This is a genomic window from Parabacteroides sp. B2-S-102 (assembly GCF_023656665.1).
In the GTDB taxonomy this organism is placed as follows: Bacteria; Bacteroidota; Bacteroidia; order Bacteroidales; family Tannerellaceae; genus Parabacteroides; species Parabacteroides distasonis.
In genome coordinates, this window is sequence record NZ_JAMOKM010000012.1 from 44,275 (window position 1) to 62,049 (window position 17,775).

A 17,775-nucleotide genomic window follows, 5' to 3' on the forward strand; every position below is an offset into this window, starting at 1 on the left:
AGGGACTATCGCTTAATGGGCGATCTCGTCCACGATTTGTTTATAGCCTTCCTCGTTCGGGTGTAATCCGTCTGAGAATAAGGATTCGTTTATCTTGCCGTCTTCCTGAAGCAACTTCGTACCCGGGTTCTTGAACGTGTACCATCCGGTCTCGGCCATTTGACGGATGCGGAGATTGAGATTCCTTACCCGTTCTTCTTGGTTGCGGCGGGGCAAGATGCCGATTACCTTGATCTTGGCCTCCGGTTGCCGTTGCTTGATGGCGGAAAGCAAGAAACGAATGCCTTCCACGATCTCGTTGTCATTGTTGATTCCGATGTTATTCGTGCCGATCATCAATACTACTTCCTCAGCCTTGTATCCATCCAATTCACCATGATAGACTCTCCAAAGTACGTTCTCGATACGGTCGAAACCATATCCGAGATTGTGGAATCCTGCCGGACGCATGATTTTCTCCCATGTTTCCATACCTCGCACGGACGGTCCTTTGGGCTCTCCTCCCCAGAAATGCGTGATGGAATTACCTAGGATCACCCGTCGAGGCGGGTTGCTTTGATTCAGCGAGAGAATATCCCGGTGACGTTTTTGCCATTCGTAATTATTGGGTTCCCGGCGCTGGGTGACAGGCTGTGTAGTGGAGAGATTACCTTCGGGGATGCGTAATATTTCCCGTACTTTCCGCTCTACGGCGTTCGCCTGTGTTTCCATGCCCCAGTCGGAAGGATGGACGTAATCTACCCAAGCGTCCGGGTGCAGTCCCAGCTCTTCTCGTGTAAGGTAGTAGATATCTTTTATCCCTTGTGCCTGCAATTCCTCGAATGCTTTTTTAGCTCCTTCGTTCATGCGCACATAATCTTGTAGCTTCGTATCGTCGGCGAGTGCGTTGCTATATCCGGCATGCTCCACCAATAAGATCGGAGAGGAGTGGGTGGCACGTATTTGCTTGACTGCGTCCGATACGAGTTGCGTGATCTCATCTTTGCTCTTTGGCGTGAGGTTGGGCAGGCAGTCAAGGATATAAAGGCGTGCGTCTATCTCACAAATAAAATCCAATACCTCTTTCTCTAAACGTCCGTTACCGGAGAAGCCTAGGTTGATAAGCGGATATCCCAGTGAACGCTGCAAGATCGTGCCCCAAGTCATGCCCGGACGGGAGGCGCATGCGCCTTGGGCGATCGAGGTTCCGTATAAAAGAATCGGTTTCTCGGGCGATACGGGGATAAACGTAAGCTCATCGTTTTCGGGCACGCCGATTTCCAACCACTTTATCGTATTATAAGGAGGCAGGTAGAGGCGGAACTCATAGCCCCTGTCATGATACAGATCTTTGCCTATGTTCGTATAATGATATTGAAGCGTATCTCCGGAAGGATAACCGCCGAAATAAAATCTCCATTGGCCATCGCTATCGATACTATATAGATCTACGCCGGATACGCCTGTCGTGGGCATATGTGGCATATTCAGCGGTCCGCTTACTTGATAGCGTACTTTTAGTTCAGGGGCGTTGCTGAAAAAATGAATCGCCAACCCGGCGGAGTTGCGCGATAAATCCCAGACGGGTTTACGTACCTTGCCTTCGGCTCTTTGGGGAAGCCGGACGTAGCTGTCTCCGATCTCTTCGGTCCATCCTTGGTTTTGTATGACAGGGAATCCGCATTCGAGCGGGTTGAGCCATTTCCATTGTGCGTGGGCGGATAGAGCCGTGAGGCATACGAGCGTTAAGAGGATTTTGTGAAGTCTCATCATTCTGGTATTATTTGTTTTTTGTTATGAATATGACAAAGATAATATATATTTGTATTCATAAACAAACTTAAATCAATAAACCATGCGTAAAAACATTCTATTTGCTTTTCTCTTTTTAATGGGCGCTATCCCGTCGATCGCCCAGAAGAATTACCAAGTCCAGTCTCCAAACCGGGATATAAAGGTGGAGGTTACGGTAGCTGATAAAGTCGCTTTCTCTATCGTACAGGATCATTCGGAGGTAATGAATTCTGCCGTATCTATGACTTTACAAGGAGGTGAGGTACTTGGCGCTAACCCGAAAGTCTTGAAAGTGACGAAGACCTCGGTAGACAAGGAGATACCCTCTCCGTTCTATAAGAAGGACGTAGTAAAGGATATCTATAATGAGATGCAAATCTCGTTCCGGGGAAACTACGGGCTGGTTTTTAGGGTGTATAACGATGGAGTCGCTTACCGTTTCACGACGAAAAGAAAGGAACCGATCGTTATCGCCGACGAGGAGGCCGTCTATAACTTCCCTTCGGATTATAAGACATTCACCGCTTACGTGAATAGTACGAAGCCGACGTTCGAGGAGCAATTCTTCAACTCCTTCGAGCAGCCCTACGTAAACGAGACGATCTCTAGCCTAAATGATAAACGCCTGAAGATCCTGCCTCTTTTGGTGGATCTGGGAGACGGTCGCAAGGTCTGTATCACGGAAGCCGATCTAGAGGATTTTCCCGGGATGTTCTTGAATAACGAGACGGGAAAAACTTCCTTGAAAGCGGTTCATGCGCCTTATCCGAAAGTGAAGGAGCAAGGCGGCCATAATCAGTTACAGATGTTGGTGAAAGAGCGTGAGAACTATATCGCCAAAACATCCGGAACCCGTTCTTTCCCTTGGCGTGCGTTTATAATCTCCCGGAATGATAAGGAGTTGGCCGATTGCGATATGGTCTACCGCCTGGCTTCTCCCTCCCGGGTAAACGATATCTCTTGGATCAAGCCGGGTAAGGTGGCTTGGGATTGGTGGAACGACTGGAATCTATACGGTGTGGATTTCCGTGCCGGAATCAATAATCCCACCTATAAATATTATATCGACTTCGCCGCCGAGCATGGCATCGAGTACGTAATCTTGGATGAGGGCTGGGCCGTGAACCTGCAAGCGGACATGATGCAAGTAATACCGGAGATCGATCTTCAAGAATTGGTGGATTACGGTAAGTCCAAGAATGTCGGAATTATCCTTTGGGCGGGTTATTGGGCTTTCGCCCGTGATATGGAGAATGTCGTGAAGCATTATTCGGATATGGGCGTGAAAGGCTTCAAGGTGGATTTCTTGGATCGTGACGATCAGGAAATGGTGAACTTTGTTTATGAGGCCTCCGAGGTATGCGCTAAATATAAGATGCTAGTGGATTTCCATGGCGTATTCAAGCCGACAGGTCTTCAACGGACCTATCCGAACGTATTGAACTATGAGGGTGTGAATGGTTTGGAGCAACTGAAATGGTCTCCCGAGTCTTACGATATGGTGACGTACGATGTCACGATCCCATTCATCCGTATGATCGCCGGCCCGATGGATTATACGCAAGGCGCTATGCGTAACGCCGTTAAAGGTAATTATTGCCCGGTAAACTCGGAGCCGATGAGCCAAGGAACCCGTTGCCGCCAGTTGGCTACTTACGTGATCTTCGAGTCTCCTTTCAATATGTTGTGCGATGCCCCGTCTAATTACAGGAGGGAAAAGGAATGTACGGAGTTTATCTCTAACATTCCCACTATCTGGGATGAGACGGTCTCATTGGATGGAAAGGTCTCCGAGTATGTAGCGATCGCCCGCCGTCATGGTAATGATTGGTATATCGGGGTATTGACCAACTGGACGCCGAGGGAGCTGGATTTAGACTTGTCTTTCTTGGGCGAAGGTGATTATATTTTGGAATTATTCAAGGATGGCATAAATGCCGATCGTGCTGCCCGTGATTATAAGAAAGAGGTAATCCCAGTCCCTGCGAATCGCAAATTAAGGATCCGTATGGCTCCCGGTGGAGGCTATGCGGCTCGTATCCAGAAACGATAATTCTTTTTCGTCTAAAGCGACCCTGCCACTCGTCGAATAAACGCTTGCGTTCATAGGCGCAGGCGTTAGATTCGCTTACTTTTATAAAAAACGTATTATGAAACTCACGAGGCAAGATTATATATTGGCGGGAGGACAGGCTTTATTGTGGATCACCTTATGGCTGATTCCTCCTGCGATCGATTTTTTCATACGCTTTAATCCGAGTTCGGCTTTCGAGGTGTGGAAGATTAATACGGGGTTCATTACTCCGTTGGCTATTGTTTTCACCGCTAATTTCTATGTATTGGTTCCCTATTTGCTTTATCGGGATCGGAAGATGCTCTTTGGGTTGATGAATTTGCTATTGATCACGGGGGCTAACCTATGGATATTTTCTCCTAAGGCGGATTTCCCGGACGAATGGCGTTCGGGAATGTATATGGTCGCTTTCGGAGCGTTCTTTTTACATTTGCTAGTGATTGGATGTGCCGTGGGATTCCGTTATATCGTACGCTGGGGCGATATGCAGATGCGTTTGAAAGAGGAACGGCAGAAAAACGCCGAAGCGGAACTGGCTTGGCTGAAGAACCAGTTGAATCCGCATTTTCTCTTTAATACCTTGAATAATATTTCCAGCTTGGTCCAGATAGACCAAGATACGGCGCAAGAAAGTATCGGGCAATTGAGCGATTTGCTGCGGTATACGCTCTATGAGTCGAACCATGAGCTGGTACCGGTGGAAGGCGAGATCGAGTTCATGAATAATTACATCGAGCTGATGAGATTACGCTGCAATGAGTTGGCTACCGTGGAAGTAGATTTGCAGATTCCGATTAAACCGATGAGGATCGTTCCGCTCTTGTTTATTTCTTTGATAGAGAACGCATTCAAGCATGGCGTGAATAGCCGTAAGTCGTCGTTCGTACGTATTCGTTTCAAGGCGGAAGGAGATAACCTTGTTTTTACCTGCGAGAATAGCGACCATCCGAAACCGGATGTGAACCGTAGCGGATCGGGGATCGGGTTGGAAAACCTGAGGCGTAGGCTGGATCTGGCTTATCCCGGTCGTTACCGATATGATCAGGAGCTCCGGGAAAATAGTTACTTTGTTCAAATAACACTTCGAGACTGCTTATGAAAACACTGACTTGCATGATCGTAGACGATGAGCCCTTGGCGGTGAAGATGCTGGAGGACTTTGTAAGCCGTACGCCTTATCTGAGGCTAGCGGCTTCCTTCAATGATCCGGTACTGGCACTCTCCACGTTGCGTGAGTCTTCGGTGGACGTGCTTTTCTTGGATATTCAGATGCCGGATCTGGACGGGCTGAACCTCTCCCGCATGGTGCCCCCCGGTACGAGGGTGATCTTCACGACCGCCTTTAAGGAGTATGCCTTTGATAGCTATGAGGTGAATGCCCTCGATTTCCTGCTGAAGCCCATCCGATACCATAAGTTTCTCGGAGCTGCGGAGAAGGCCCGCCAATGGTTTGAGATGAGTAGCGTGAAGGAGGAGAGAGGCAGCCTTTTCGTGCGGGTGGATAGCCAGTTGCGGCAGGTGGAAATCTCCCGGATATTATACGTGACGGGTTTGAAGGATTACGTGATGATCTATCTGGAAGGGGAGGTCCGTCCGCTTATCACCCACGTGACGATGAAGGCCATGGAAGAGATGCTGTCTACCGGTCGCTTTATGCGGGTACATCGTTCTTATATCGTGGCGTTGGATAAGATCCGTTCCGTCGACCGGAATAATTGCGTTTATATCGGGAAGGAGATCATCCACGTGACGGATGCCTACAAAGAGGCGTTCAACGCTTATCTGAAAGCTGCTCAACCTTCTTGAACTTGGATGCCCATTCAAAGCTCCTTACGATGGGCATTCTAACGACCTTACAATGCCCATTGTAGGAACCTTATAATGGGCATTCTAAACTTTATGTGTATATTCGTGCCTTAATTAAGAGAAAACGATATGAAGAATAGCATTCCTTTAGGGTTTATCCGGATCTTTATCCTGCTTATATGTCTGACCTCGTGCGGTAGCAAAAAACAACAAAAAGTAGCTTTGCCCGCCGATTTCAAGGGACCGAAGGAGTTGGCTCGCTTATATGGGGTACGTATCACACCGGAAGATAATATATTCTTGTACAACGAGGGGGCCCGTTGGTTAGGTGTACGTCATAAATTGGGAGGGAGCACGAAACGGGGCGTGGATTGCTCCGGTTTCGTATCGATCGTTTATCGGGAGGTATACGGAAAACAGCTGGCTCGTTCCTCGGCGGATATGCTGAAGTATAATTGCAAGAAAGTGAGTCGTGCCAAATTGCAGGAAGGAGATCTGGTATTTTTCAAGACGGGCCGTGGCGGGAAGCGTGGCGTTCCGAATCACGTGGGGATTTACTTGAAAAATGGGCGCTTCATCCATACCAGTACTTCTAGCGGCGTGATGGTAAGTAGCCTTAGCGAACCTTATTATACAAGAACTTGGTTAACGGGTGGTCGGGTAAAATAAAATTACTAAATTCGCGTCTTAGAAAAACTATTAAACATAAATAGAATATGTTGACAATCAAATTAATCACTGAAAACACGGATGCCGTAATCCGTGGACTGGAAAAGAAACATTTTAAGGGTGCGAAAGAAAGCATCGATAAAGTGTTGGAATTGAATGATAAAAGACGTATCGCACAAAATCAATTAGATAAGAACCTAGCGGAGGTAAACGCAACCTCTAAGTCGATCGGACAATTAATGAAAGAGGGCAAGAAGGAAGAGGCGGAGGCCGCTAAGAAACATGTTTCTGAGATCAAGGAGGTGAGCAAGGCTTTGCAGGCTGAGATGGATCAGGCTGCCGAGGAGCTGCAGAACTTACTTTATACGATCCCGAACGTACCTTACGATGAAGTGCCCGAGGGTACCTCCGCCGAGGACAATGTGGTAGAGAAAATGGGAGGTATGGAAACGGAACTTCCGAAGAACGCTCTTCCGCACTGGGAATTGGCGAAGAAATATGATTTGATTGATTTCGATCTGGGTGTTAAGATCACGGGAGCAGGTTTCCCGGTCTATAAAGGACTGGGCGCTCGTTTGCAACGTGCGTTGATCAACTTCTTCTTGGATGAGGCTCGTGATGCCGGTTACTTGGAGATCATGCCGCCTACGGTGGTGAACTCGGCTTCCGGTTATGGTACGGGACAGCTTCCGGATAAGGAGGGACAGATGTATCATTGCGAGGTAGACGACCTCTATTTGATCCCGACAGCGGAGGTCCCCGTGACAAATATTTACCGGGATGTCATTCTGGATGAGAAGCAGTTACCGATCAAGAATTGCGCTTATACACAATGCTTCCGTCGTGAGGCCGGATCTTATGGCAAGGATGTACGTGGTTTGAATCGTTTGCACGAATTTTCTAAGGTGGAGTTGGTTCGGATCGATAAACCGGAGCACTCTAAGCAATCTCACCAAGAGATGTTGAATCATGTGGAGGGATTACTTCAGAAGTTGGAGTTGCCGTATCGCATCCTTCGTCTTTGTGGGGGTGATATGAGTTTCACGGCTGCCCTTTGCTTTGACTTCGAGGTGTATTCCGAGGCACAACAACGCTGGTTGGAAGTTAGCTCCGTGTCCAACTTCGATACGTATCAAGCCAACCGCTTGAAATGCCGCTATCGTGACGAGAATAAGAAAACGCAACTTTGCCATACCTTGAATGGTAGTGCCTTGGCTTTACCCCGCATCGTAGCCGCCTTATTGGAAAACAACCAAACCCCCGAAGGTATCCGCATCCCGAAAGCGTTGATCCCTTACACTGGGTTTGATATGATTAAATAAGAATGAGTGAGGCCATGTTAGGATTTTGATCTTAACATGGCTTTGTTTAAAAATCAAAGAAAGTTATTGTAAGTATATGATGCTTATTTGATTGTTATTACCTATCTTTGCCGCTATAGGACTAAAACATATAAAGCTATGGCACGACCGATTAAAGAAACTCCCGTTTTATACGGTGATGACGCTAAGCGTTTTGATGAACGAATGAAATATAATGAAACGCATAAGGCAACGGAAATAGAGAAAGAACGTATCCGTAAAGCTTATGAGTATATGAATTCAATCATGATTAAATAATTTACTACTATGCAACCAAAACATCTTAACTTGCAAATCCTTTCTGAACAGGTAGATCTACACTCTTTTAACTGTGGCGATGAAGATTTAAATGATTTCTTGATTAATAATGCGTATCAATCTATGATGCACAGAATGTCATTGACTTATATACTGAAAGAAAATGAGCAGGTAGTTGCTTATTTTAGTTTGCTCTTTGATAAAATATCAAAGGAAGATACTAGGAATACGACTTCTTTTATTGAATTTAAAAGTAATAAAGGGCTCATTATGGAAGGTAAGGACTTTAAAAGTTATCCGTCACTGAAAGTTGGACGTCTAGGGGTTAACATTAGTTGCCAAAAACGTCAGTTAGGCCATTTGATACTGGATTATATAAAAAGGCTCACATTGACCCAGCAATTAGCCGGATGTCGTTTTATCACTGTGGACGCTTATCGAACAGCCTTTACTTTTTATGAGAAAAACGGCTTTGAATACTTAACCTTAAAGGATGTAAATGATCATACGAGACTGATGTATTACGATCTGTATAGGTTGCTTTGATTAAACTGTTTGTATTTTGAAGGATGAAGATAACATATAAATACGCCAATGTGACTCTTCGCTAAATATATACTGATTTAAAGGAGAGCACATTGGCGTATTTTTTAGATGAATAAGTTTACGTTCGCATCTTCCGCACGTTCCAGATAGGTGGCTACGCCTCCTAGGACAACGTTATCCATCAGTTCTTCTTTTTTGACGCCCATTACGTCCATACTCATCGTGCAGGCGATCATCTCGATACCATTCTCTACGGCTTGTGCCATAAGGCTTTCCAAGCTGTCGATCCGTTTCTTCTTCATGATAAGGCGCATCATCCAACTGCCGGCTCCACCCATATTCATTTTAGATAGTTTCAGCTTTTCGCTATTTGCCGGAAGCATCCAGCCAAACATCTTGCCGAAGATATCTTTAGATACGGCAGGTTTTTCCCGTTTCTTAATCACGTTAAGTCCCCAGAAAGTAAAGAACATAGTCACCTTCTTTCCGGTGGAGGCAGCCCCGTTCGCTATGACGAATGAGGCCAACGCCTTATCGAGGTCATCGCTGAAAACGATCAATGTCTTGTTGTCGGCACTATTACCACCTGTCGCTATTTTGCATTCAGCTTTTTTTTTTCGTACCGTGGCGGCGATCGTGCCTCCCTTATTTTCCAGAGAGACTAACTCTGCCCCGGTTATCTTGCACCATGAAGAGACATCTTTTCCGAAAGCCTGATCTGTTGCGGTGATTTCCAATGACTCATTTTCCCGCAAGTTCTCATAGTTCTTTTTCAACTGCATGATCGGTCCCGGACACATTAATCCGCAAGCGTCTACCTTAATCGCCGTAGCTGCCGGAGTCGATTTGCAAGAGCTACTTTTACCAGATGCCTTATCAGAAACAGCTTCGGACGAACAAGGTGCGCAGGCCGGCTCATTCTTGATCTTTGCTGTCGCTACACTCCAAGTCTTGTAACCACCGGATAGGTTCCGGACATTCGTGAAGCCATTTTGAGTCAGGATGCGATAAGCCAAATAGCCCCTTAATCCAACGGCGCAAGTCACTACGATCGGTTTATCCTTGGGCAGTTCCGCCAAATGTTCTCTTAACTCATCAACCGGGATATTGATGAAGCCGGGGATTGTCCCTAAGCTGTACTCGTCACGGGTACGGACATCGATACGTACGGTATCTGGCGATAAGTTCTGGATTTCTCTCCACTGGATCGCTTTCGCTTTTCCCGTAAGCAGGTTCTCCGCTACGAAACCGGCCATATTTACAGGATCTTTAGCGGCTGAATAAGGAGGAGCATACGCATGTTCTAACTCAGTCAGGTCATAGACCGTACCTTTCCGCTGGATCACTTGCGCTAACATCTCGATCCGTTTGTCTACGCCTCCGAAACCTACGACTTGCGCCCCTAACAGTCGTCCGTCTTCCGGTGCGAACAATATCTTGATCGATAAAGGCACGGCTCCCGGGTAATATCCCGCATGCGAGGCTCCATGCGTATAGGAGGATTGATAAGCGATTCCTTCCCGTTTCAACAGCTTAGCGTTAGCTCCCGCCGTGGCGACCGTCAAGTCGAATACCTTGGCGATAGAGGTTCCCATCGTCCCGTCATAAGTTTCCTTATTGCCGGATACGATATTATCGGCTACGATACGTCCTTGCTTATTCGCCGGACCCGCCAATGGGATCAAGGCTGGTTTGCCTGTCACGAGGTGGCGTACTTCCACGGCATCTCCCAACGCATAAATATCCGGGTTCGAGGTCTGCATATATTCATTGACAGCGATACCGCCGAGTGCTCCGATCGTAAGTCCCGCTTCTTTGGCCAATCGGGTTTCCGGACGGACACCGATACTCAATAAAACCATATCCGCCGGGATCTGCTTCCCACTTTTCAAATGAACGGTCACGCCTCCGGAAGTCTCCTCGAAACGAGATACGCCATCTTCCAGCATCAAGCCTACCTGCTTGCCGATCAATTGCTGATGTACGATAGCGGCCATGGAATAGTCGAGGGGTGCCATCACTTGGTTAGCCATTTCCACGACAGTGACGTGGATACCCAGCTCATGCAAATTCTCCGCCATCTCCAAGCCGATGAAACCACCCCCTACAACAACGGCGGTACGGGGCTTTTCTGTGTTCACGTAATTCTTGATCGTGTCCGTATCCGGCACGTTACGTAACGTGAATATCTTTTTACTCTCGATTCCTTCGATGCGTGGACGCAAAGGCTCCGCACCGGGAGAGAGCACTAGTTTATCGTAAGTCTCCGTGTAGGTTTCTCCTGTGCCGAGTTTCTTTACCTCCACTTGCTTGGATTCGGGAAGGATTCGGGTCACTTCCTGCTCCGTACGTATATCGATGCGGAATCGATCCGTGAAGCCTTTCACGGTTTGTACGAATAATTTATTCCGGTCGTTGATCGTGTCTCCTATATAATAAGGTAATCCACAGTTTGCGTAAGAAACATATTTTCCACGTTCGAAAAGGATGATTTCCGCTTTCTCGTCCATTCTACGCAGCCGGGCTGCTACGGTAGCTCCACCGGCTACACCTCCAATAATCAAATACTTCATATCTATTTTTATTTAATTTGTATTATACATATTTGTTAGTAGACAATAATTAGTTAAAAAAAGGGATTCATCCCTTTTGTATGTATTCTTTGAGTTGATTGAACAGGCTGTCCATGTTTAGCTCGGCCTGCATCATCTGTTGTATTTTCTCTTTCCCTTTTGGGGTGAGCGAGAAAAACATTTGCCGCTTATCCTCTTTATTGATGTTCCTGCGGATAAACCCCTTGTTCTCGACAGAGGTGATCACCTTTGAGACCCGGGAGTTTGAAAGACCGATATAATCGCAAATCATTCCCGCCGACTTTGCCTCATTATCCTTTAAGCAACAAAGCAACATGGCCTCGTTGATGGTGATAGCATGTACTTCCGAGAAATTTTTCTCGAACTGGTACAGTATCTTATAGATATCCTTTATGGCGCAAATTGGTTCCATATTTCTTTATAACTTGTTTGATGATGCAAAGATATAACTATTTTCTAATAAAAATACTTTCTAGTGGAAAATAATTAAGACTATTGTATATTACCCTATAGTAGAGACAGGGCGTGCCCCGTCTCATCCCAGCTAAATGGTAACTTAAAGATACTATTCAGACGGTGATGAGACGGGGCACGCCCCGTCTCTACTACTAGGTATTTCTTTTAATCTCTGTTGGAGAAATATTTCATGAATTGTGAACGCTCATACATCGCCGGGTTCGGGATATTGGCGTAATTCAATTTGCCTTGGAATTGGGAAAGGGATTGGTAATGTGCCTGATGCATCCACTCTTCCACGCAAGTCAATACTTGGGAGATGATTTCCGCTCCATGTGTATAGACAGCGCTACACATCTGTACGGCGGAAGCGCCGGCCAATAGACATTTAACGACATCTTCCCAATCATGCACACCGGTAGAGGAAGCGATACTGATTCCCGGGATCTTTCCGGATACGATAGCCGTCCAGCGAATCGTGTCACTCAAATCGGAATGATTGCTAAATACATTACCCGAAACGATCTGCATATTATTGATGTCGATATCCGGCTGGTAGAAACGGTTGAATAGCACGACACCATCAGCACCGTTTACTTTCAACAAATTAACCAGTGAAGGAATATTGCTGTAATTCTTTCCGATCTTCATGATAACCGGAATCGATACGGTCTCTTTTACCTTGCGGATGATACTGACATACGTATCCCGGATACTCTCGAAATCTTCGGTCAGCTCGGTTTCCATGAAGAACACGTTCAATTCCAAAGCGTCCGCTCCCGCTAACTCAATTTGGCGGGCAAAGTCGATCCAAGCGTCCGCCTTATAGCAATTGATGCTGGCGATAATGGGGATCGTACATAATTCCTTGCTCTTCTTGATCAGTTCCAGATAATCATTTACTTGATTCGCTTTTACATAACCACGGATATAATCCGCCGCTTCGGGGTAATCGGAGTCTTGCATCAAAGCCTCGCTCTGCATCTCGATCTGCTCTTCGAAAAGAGATTTCAATACGATAGCTCCAGCGCCTGCTTTCTCAAAATCCCTGTTACGTTCCGCCTTATTGGTGAGTCCGGAGCTCCCGACGATAATCGGATTGCGAAGTGTTAACCCCGCGTATTGGGTTTTAATGTCAATCATGTTGCCTATATTTAGATTTAATAATTACTTTAATATTCCCGTTCACCAAAGATACTGGTACCCACCCGTATCAAGGTGCTTCCTTCTTGGATAGCGATCGGGTAATCGTGGCTCATCCCCATGGATATCTCCTTGAAATCGACATTATCTTTACAGAGCGTCTCTTTCAGTTCGATAAATAAATCATGGATCTTGCGGAATTCTTCCCGTATCAACCCCGTATCATCGGTATTGGTAGCCATACCCATCAATCCGCAAATACGAATATGCTGGAATTCGGCCAAGGACTCGTCACGCAACAACTCCTTGCATTCCTCAGGACTGAGTCCGTGCTTGGATTCCTCTTGCGCCACATGGATCTCCAATAATACCCGGATTGTGCGGTTGTGTTTTTTCGCTTGTTTATTCACCTCAGCCAAAAGCTTCAAGGAATCTATGCTATGGATCAAATGAATAAAAGGAGCGATATCTTTTACCTTATTGCTTTGTAACGGGCCGATAAAATGCCATTCGATATCCTCAGGTAGTACTTTTTGCTTGGCGCTCAGTTCCTGTGCCCTGCTTTCGCCAAACACCCGCTGTCCGGCGTTGTAAGCCTCCCATAGAGCCTCCACCGGGTGAAACTTAGAGACGGCAACCAACGTCACCCCTTGCGGGAGCGACGTTTTCAGTTGTACTATGTTTTGAGCGATACTCATGTTTTTATCCTCTTTGTTCAGCTTGTTGTTTTTGCTCCGCTATCAGTTCCTCGCCACTTTTCTTCTCGCCGGGAATACTGTTTGCGTCGAATGGGAATACATCCATCAACTGGGTTTCCGTTACCGAGGCGATGGTATAATCCGCCAATGTACCCTTCATTCCATCTTCCAATACGGCGATGGCCTCTTTCAGCGTAGTGGCTTGGGCAAGCATTTGTGCGGCGGTTTTCTTTTCCGCTCCGCTCTTCTCGTCCAACGTGATAAAATAAACCTTGATCTTATAGAACCGATCACCATTCTCGTTGAAGAATAATTCGGATAAACGAGCTCGTTTGATGTCTGTTACCGTAAATTCACCCGTGATGAAGGGGCGGATCTCCTCGATGATGCGAGCTTCCGCTTCCGTAAAAGACAGGGCGTCTACCAAGTAAGGCTCGGTTACTTTTTTCTGCATGCCATTTTCCAGCATTTTCTCGTAAGAGACCTTACATTCAAACCAATTGTGCATATGCTTTACTTTTTAATTTAGTCTGTACTCTGTTTAAAACAACGTACAAATATAGTGGCTATTCGTCAATAAAACAACTTGCCGCAAAAGATATAATTTGTCAGGATGTCTAATTTCGCGTGTTTGTTTTCAGTTGGAATTTAAAATAGAGAGATATGGATGAGAAAGATTTGGTGGAAGGGATGCGAGAGTATATAAGTCTGTTACAAAAGGAAGGACGGTATTCCTCGGCGAAAAGTTATCAGGATGCGATGAACTCTTTTATACGGTATAGCGGGACGGATCGTATCCCATATACATATATAAATAAGGATACTCTTCGCCGGTACGAGGCTTATTTGTTGGAGAAAGGCTGCATGCGTAATACGGTCTCCACGTATATCCGCCGTTTGCGTTGTATCTATAACAAGGCGGTGGAGAATGGCGAGGCGGCGTTTATCCCCTCTTTATTCAAGGGGGTTTTTACGGGTGTGGAAAGCCAGCGCAAGAAATCCTTGCCTCTGGGTGATTTGAATCGCCTGATGACTGTCCCGGTAAAAGGAGAGAAGTTGAGGAAGACACAGCTGACGCTTTGCTTGATGTTTCAATATGGGGGGATGTCGTTCGTTGATTTCGCCCATTTGAATAGGGGTAATATCAAGAACGGCATATTGGATTACAATCGCCAGAAGACCGGGACCTCTATGCGGTTGGAGGTCTTGGATACGGCGGAGGCTATGTATAAGGAGCTGGCAGGTGAGAGGGGTGGAGGCTCCGGTTATTTATTTCCCTTTTTAAGTGGGACGAAGAACGGCCATGAGGAATATCTCGAGTACAATGCGGCCTTGTCCCGGTTTAACCGGAACTTGAAGACGTTGAAGGAGGTTGCCGGAATAGCCTCGGATGTGACTTCCTACACGATCCGTCATTCTTTTGCCATGGCATTGAAGGAGCAAAATGTCCCCATTGAGATGATCAGCGAGTTATTGGGGCATAAATCCATCAAGACAACCCAGATTTATCTAAGAAGTTTCTCGTTGGAGAAAATGACGGTGGTAAATAAGTCTTGCTTTGAGAATGTATATAATTATATGCCAGAGGTGGGTTGAGGCTACTTGGGGAGTAGCGTTCATTTCACGGTGCAAATGTAGCAAAAAATAGCAAATAACAAGCAATCATTAGTTTTAGTTTGTGCTCCGGCCTTGATTCTCCTTAAATCTTCGTTCTTATTCCTAGTGTATAGACATGGCAATAGAGACGAAATGATCTCGTATTTCCTACATCATCACGTCCCTTCTAAAAAATCGAACATACATTCCTGTAGAGACGTGGCGTACCCCGTCTCATCCCCTCCAAATGGTAACTTAAAGATACTATCAGACAGTGGGAGACGGGGCACGCCCCGTCTCTACAACCGGGTGATAACCGTTCTCGCACCTTTTAGGCTACTCCCCAAGTAGCCTAAGATTTCAAGAGATGGTAATTTTCAGTAATGCCATATTTAAAAATATAAAGCGCTGTTTATCAAGATGATGTAAAAGATTCTTGGTAGGGCTCTGAATTGCCGTGGGGTCTGTTTTCGGGCCACGAAATAACCACTAGAAAAGATAATCATAGAGATGGATATATTGACAGGCAAGTGCTCGGATAGGTTCATGGCGCATGTTCTGAAGCGACGTGACCAAGAGGCCGTCCGCTGGTACGTGCTCACGCTCCCTACCGCTGGTGGCGGGCGTGACAGGATCAGCCCCTCGAAGGGGCTGGACGCTGAGCTTTCCCGCCGTGAGCGTCGTGGGGAGGCCTTGTTCGAGTATTTCTCCCCCTCGTATGTCGAGGCGAGGAAGGTGGGCGGCAAGATGGTCAACACGAGGCAACCCCTGTTGTACAACTACGTGTTCGTCCACGCCTCGGAGGACGAGATCTTCCGCCTGAAGCGTACGCTTCCCCTGTATAATTTCCTCCCCCGGGTTTCCTCCGGTGGGCGGTCTTATTTCCCCTACCTCTCGGATCGTGAGATGGATACCTTGCGTTGGGTCGCGGCTTCTTACTCCAACGAGCTTCCCGTATACGTGCCAGATAGCGGCCGCTTGTTGAAAGGCGACCGTGTGCGTATCACCTCCGGCCCTTTTACCGACATGGAGGCGGAGGTGGTGGTGCAGCCGGGCGGTGGGCATAAGGACGTGATGGTGCGTATCCTCGACTGTCTGTGGGTCCCCTTGTTCGAGGTGAGAGCTGGGGAGTACGAGCTGATCGAGCTGAACACGGGGGGCAAGCACGTGTATACCCATTTGGACAACGACCGTCTGTCGGAGGGCTTGCACGATGCCTTGGGCCGTTACCATGCCTCCGGCGTGGTAGTGGATGAGGATGCCTGTCTGGCCCGTGAGGTCCTGCGTGGCTACGCCTCTCTCCGTGCTGAGACCGATGTGATCCGTTGCAAGCTTTACTCTTTGCTCCTTCCTGCCTATCTGCTTTTGGGCGAGTCGGATGAGTTCGATCGTTTGCGCTCCACGATGCGCAGCATGCTCCCGGTGATAAAAGCGGGGCAATCCCGTGCCTTGTTGCTGGTCACGCTGTACGGCTGTACGGACAGCAGCCTCTACCAGTGCATGGCGCACGAGCTGGTTGACCCTTGGATGGAGGAGGCCTCGCCCAAGAAGAGTAAGACCGTGTTGATACGTCGTTTACGTGATTACGACCGGTGGCTGAAACATAATGAATAGTGAATAAGGAATAATGAATTAAATAATTCAAGATTCAAGATTCAGAAATCAAGATTCAAAAAGAAATGTCTTCTCTTCCTTCGGGTATCCGGTTAATGAACTTGTTGCGTGAGCATTTGACAGAGATCATGGATCGTGAGCGTGTGAACCGAAACTCAATACACCTGTATTGCACGGGTCCCTACTGGGTAGCGTTCGAGCGTTCCGCCTACCAACTGCATCGTGCGTTCTCGGATAGCGAGACCACGCCGCTGCGCCTGTTCGCCTACCCGTTCCCGATCGTGATGGTGTCTGTAACGGATCGCTCGCTCCGTTCATATACTCGCAAGCATATCTTGAGAAGAGACGGGTCGGATTACAAGCTATTGACCGTCCCCGGGTTTCCCTTGGCGGACTACCGTGAATGGCACGCCGGCGAGGTGGAGGGATTGCCTTTATTGAGTGAGAGCGTATGAGTTTTTTTAAGGTCAGGAGGTGTAAAAGATCCTGATGTCAGAAAGAAAAGTGGATTATGGTAAGTATGGAAAAAGAGAAAACTACACCATTCGGAAAAAGTGAGGGAGCGGAACCGGAGCGATTCATCCCGGATGGGATGGGTATGTTCCAACGTAATGTAAAACGTATAGGGGATTGTGCGCTGGCGTTTTTGGCCTTGATCGTATTCTCCCCGCTGTTTTTACTTTGTTATATCGCCGTAAAACGGGAGGATGGAGGCCCGGCGATCTTTAGGCAAGAGCGTATCGGTCGTTTCGGTCGCCCGTTCAACATCTATAAGTTCCGTAGTATGCGTCTGGACGCTGAGAAATTCGGTCCGGCCCTTTACAAGGGTGGGGCAGATCCCCGGATAACCCGTGTCGGAAAATTCCTCCGGGTACATCACTTGGACGAGCTGCCCCAGTTATGGAATGTCTTCGTGGGCGACATGTCCTTTATCGGTCCCCGTCCCGAGCGTAAGTTCTACATCGACCAGATCATGGAGCGTGATCCTCGTTATCGTTACCTCTACCAGATCCGTCCGGGCGTGACCTCTTACGCCACGCTCTACAATGGGTATACGGACACGGTCGATAAGATGCTCCGCCGCTTGCGTTACGACCTGTTCTATCTGGAACATCGCTCTTGGCTGTTCGATTTCAAGATATTGGTGAAGACCTTCTTGAATATAGCGTTCGGTAAGAAATTCTAAT

17 protein-coding genes are annotated in these 17,775 nt (G+C 47.2%); 11 read left to right on the top strand and 6 right to left on the bottom strand.

Annotation, left to right across the window (positions count from 1 at the left end; genetic code table 11):
- Positions 1–12: 12 nt before the first annotated feature.
- On the bottom strand, positions 13–1,752 hold the full coding sequence (locus NBH07_RS14885; protein ID WP_009017745.1) for an SGNH/GDSL hydrolase family protein: 1,740 nt from the start codon (positions 1,750–1,752) through the stop codon (positions 13–15).
- 82 nt (positions 1,753–1,834) lie between these two features.
- Here NBH07_RS14885 and NBH07_RS14890 point away from each other — a divergent pair, with 82 nt between their 5' ends.
- The 7 genes from NBH07_RS14890 (at position 1,835) to NBH07_RS14920 (ending at position 8,487) form a co-directional block, all read left to right on the top strand.
- Positions 1,835–3,826: a retaining alpha-galactosidase gene (locus NBH07_RS14890; protein WP_009017746.1), complete on the top strand. Its 1,992-nt coding sequence runs from the start codon at positions 1,835–1,837 to the stop codon at positions 3,824–3,826.
- Positions 3,827–3,923: 97 nt separating this feature from the next.
- A complete protein-coding gene (locus NBH07_RS14895) occupies positions 3,924–4,946 on the top strand; it encodes a sensor histidine kinase (protein WP_009017747.1) in 1,023 nt (340 codons plus the stop codon).
- Positions 4,943–5,653 (top strand): LytR/AlgR family response regulator transcription factor, encoded by a 711-nt coding sequence (locus tag NBH07_RS14900; RefSeq protein ID WP_039848678.1) that lies wholly within the window; start codon positions 4,943–4,945, stop codon positions 5,651–5,653. Before NBH07_RS14895 ends, NBH07_RS14900 begins: the two co-directional genes overlap by 4 nt.
- 129 nt (positions 5,654–5,782) lie before the next feature.
- On the top strand, positions 5,783–6,322 hold the full coding sequence (locus tag NBH07_RS14905) for an NlpC/P60 family protein (RefSeq protein WP_005865414.1): 540 nt from the start codon (positions 5,783–5,785) through the stop codon (positions 6,320–6,322).
- 47 nt (positions 6,323–6,369) lie between these two features.
- On the top strand, positions 6,370–7,644 hold the full coding sequence (gene serS / locus NBH07_RS14910) for a serine--tRNA ligase (RefSeq protein WP_009017749.1): 1,275 nt from the start codon (positions 6,370–6,372) through the stop codon (positions 7,642–7,644).
- Positions 7,645–7,782: 138 nt separating this feature from the next.
- Entirely contained in the window at positions 7,783–7,941 is a 159-nt protein-coding gene (locus tag NBH07_RS14915) for a hypothetical protein (protein WP_009276315.1), read from the top strand.
- A gap of 9 nt (positions 7,942–7,950) precedes the next feature.
- A complete protein-coding gene (locus NBH07_RS14920) occupies positions 7,951–8,487 on the top strand; it encodes a GNAT family N-acetyltransferase (protein ID WP_009017751.1) in 537 nt (178 codons plus the stop codon).
- Between the two features lie 104 nt (positions 8,488–8,591).
- Here NBH07_RS14920 and NBH07_RS14925 read toward each other — a convergent pair whose 3' ends face one another.
- The 5 genes from NBH07_RS14925 to NBH07_RS14945 all read right to left on the bottom strand — a co-directional run bounded on the left by NBH07_RS14925 (position 8,592) and on the right by NBH07_RS14945 (position 13,886).
- The gene (locus NBH07_RS14925; RefSeq protein WP_009017752.1) at positions 8,592–11,060 is read right to left on the bottom strand and encodes an FAD-dependent oxidoreductase; all 2,469 of its coding nucleotides are present in this window, start codon (positions 11,058–11,060) and stop codon (positions 8,592–8,594) included.
- Between the two features lie 67 nt (positions 11,061–11,127).
- Positions 11,128–11,493, bottom strand: coding sequence for a MarR family winged helix-turn-helix transcriptional regulator (locus NBH07_RS14930; RefSeq protein ID WP_005855716.1), 366 nt, complete (start codon positions 11,491–11,493; stop codon positions 11,128–11,130).
- Between the two features lie 209 nt (positions 11,494–11,702).
- On the bottom strand, positions 11,703–12,680 hold the full coding sequence (locus tag NBH07_RS14935; protein WP_005855718.1) for a dihydroorotate dehydrogenase-like protein: 978 nt from the start codon (positions 12,678–12,680) through the stop codon (positions 11,703–11,705).
- Positions 12,681–12,709: 29 nt separating this feature from the next.
- Positions 12,710–13,378, bottom strand: coding sequence for a YggS family pyridoxal phosphate-dependent enzyme (locus NBH07_RS14940; RefSeq protein WP_009017753.1), 669 nt, complete (start codon positions 13,376–13,378; stop codon positions 12,710–12,712).
- A 4-nt stretch (positions 13,379–13,382) separates the two neighbouring features.
- Complete coding sequence (locus NBH07_RS14945) at positions 13,383–13,886, bottom strand: DUF4494 domain-containing protein (protein ID WP_005855722.1); 504 nt, start codon at positions 13,884–13,886, stop codon at positions 13,383–13,385.
- Positions 13,887–14,041: 155 nt separating this feature from the next.
- Here NBH07_RS14945 and NBH07_RS14950 point away from each other — a divergent pair, with 155 nt between their 5' ends.
- From NBH07_RS14950 to NBH07_RS14965, 4 genes are all read left to right on the top strand, one after another.
- Positions 14,042–14,974 carry a tyrosine-type recombinase/integrase gene (locus NBH07_RS14950; RefSeq protein WP_009276318.1) on the top strand — a complete coding sequence of 311 codons (933 nt, stop codon included), beginning with the start codon at positions 14,042–14,044 and terminating at the stop codon, positions 14,972–14,974.
- Between the two features lie 510 nt (positions 14,975–15,484).
- Entirely contained in the window at positions 15,485–16,588 is a 1,104-nt protein-coding gene (nusG, locus tag NBH07_RS14955) for a transcription termination/antitermination protein NusG (protein ID WP_036630274.1), read from the top strand.
- Positions 16,589–16,653: 65 nt separating this feature from the next.
- Complete coding sequence (locus NBH07_RS14960) at positions 16,654–17,043, top strand: hypothetical protein (protein ID WP_009017757.1); 390 nt, start codon at positions 16,654–16,656, stop codon at positions 17,041–17,043.
- Positions 17,044–17,108: 65 nt separating this feature from the next.
- Positions 17,109–17,774: a sugar transferase gene (locus NBH07_RS14965; protein WP_156682583.1), complete on the top strand. Its 666-nt coding sequence runs from the start codon at positions 17,109–17,111 to the stop codon at positions 17,772–17,774.
- The last annotated feature ends 1 nt before the right edge of the window (position 17,775 follow it).

Coding starts and splice junctions, on each gene's coding strand:
- serS (WP_009017749.1), top strand. CDS start 6,370: ATGTTGACAATCAAATTAATCACTGAAAACACGGATGCCGTAATCCGT.
- NBH07_RS14895 (WP_009017747.1), top strand. CDS start 3,924: ATGAAACTCACGAGGCAAGATTATATATTGGCGGGAGGACAGGCTTTA.
- NBH07_RS14925 (WP_009017752.1), bottom strand. CDS start 11,060: ATGAAGTATTTGATTATTGGAGGTGTAGCCGGTGGAGCTACCGTAGCA.
- NBH07_RS14935 (WP_005855718.1), bottom strand. CDS start 12,680: ATGATTGACATTAAAACCCAATACGCGGGGTTAACACTTCGCAATCCG.
- NBH07_RS14885 (WP_009017745.1), bottom strand. CDS start 1,752: ATGATGAGACTTCACAAAATCCTCTTAACGCTCGTATGCCTCACGGCT.
- nusG (WP_036630274.1), top strand. CDS start 15,485: ATGGATATATTGACAGGCAAGTGCTCGGATAGGTTCATGGCGCATGTT.
- NBH07_RS14940 (WP_009017753.1), bottom strand. CDS start 13,378: ATGAGTATCGCTCAAAACATAGTACAACTGAAAACGTCGCTCCCGCAA.
- NBH07_RS14920 (WP_009017751.1), top strand. CDS start 7,951: ATGCAACCAAAACATCTTAACTTGCAAATCCTTTCTGAACAGGTAGAT.
- NBH07_RS14930 (WP_005855716.1), bottom strand. CDS start 11,493: ATGGAACCAATTTGCGCCATAAAGGATATCTATAAGATACTGTACCAG.
- NBH07_RS14900 (WP_039848678.1), top strand. CDS start 4,943: ATGAAAACACTGACTTGCATGATCGTAGACGATGAGCCCTTGGCGGTG.
- NBH07_RS14960 (WP_009017757.1), top strand. CDS start 16,654: ATGTCTTCTCTTCCTTCGGGTATCCGGTTAATGAACTTGTTGCGTGAG.
- NBH07_RS14950 (WP_009276318.1), top strand. CDS start 14,042: ATGGATGAGAAAGATTTGGTGGAAGGGATGCGAGAGTATATAAGTCTG.
- NBH07_RS14965 (WP_156682583.1), top strand. CDS start 17,109: ATGGAAAAAGAGAAAACTACACCATTCGGAAAAAGTGAGGGAGCGGAA.
- NBH07_RS14915 (WP_009276315.1), top strand. CDS start 7,783: ATGGCACGACCGATTAAAGAAACTCCCGTTTTATACGGTGATGACGCT.
- NBH07_RS14905 (WP_005865414.1), top strand. CDS start 5,783: ATGAAGAATAGCATTCCTTTAGGGTTTATCCGGATCTTTATCCTGCTT.
- NBH07_RS14890 (WP_009017746.1), top strand. CDS start 1,835: ATGCGTAAAAACATTCTATTTGCTTTTCTCTTTTTAATGGGCGCTATC.
- NBH07_RS14945 (WP_005855722.1), bottom strand. CDS start 13,886: ATGCACAATTGGTTTGAATGTAAGGTCTCTTACGAGAAAATGCTGGAA.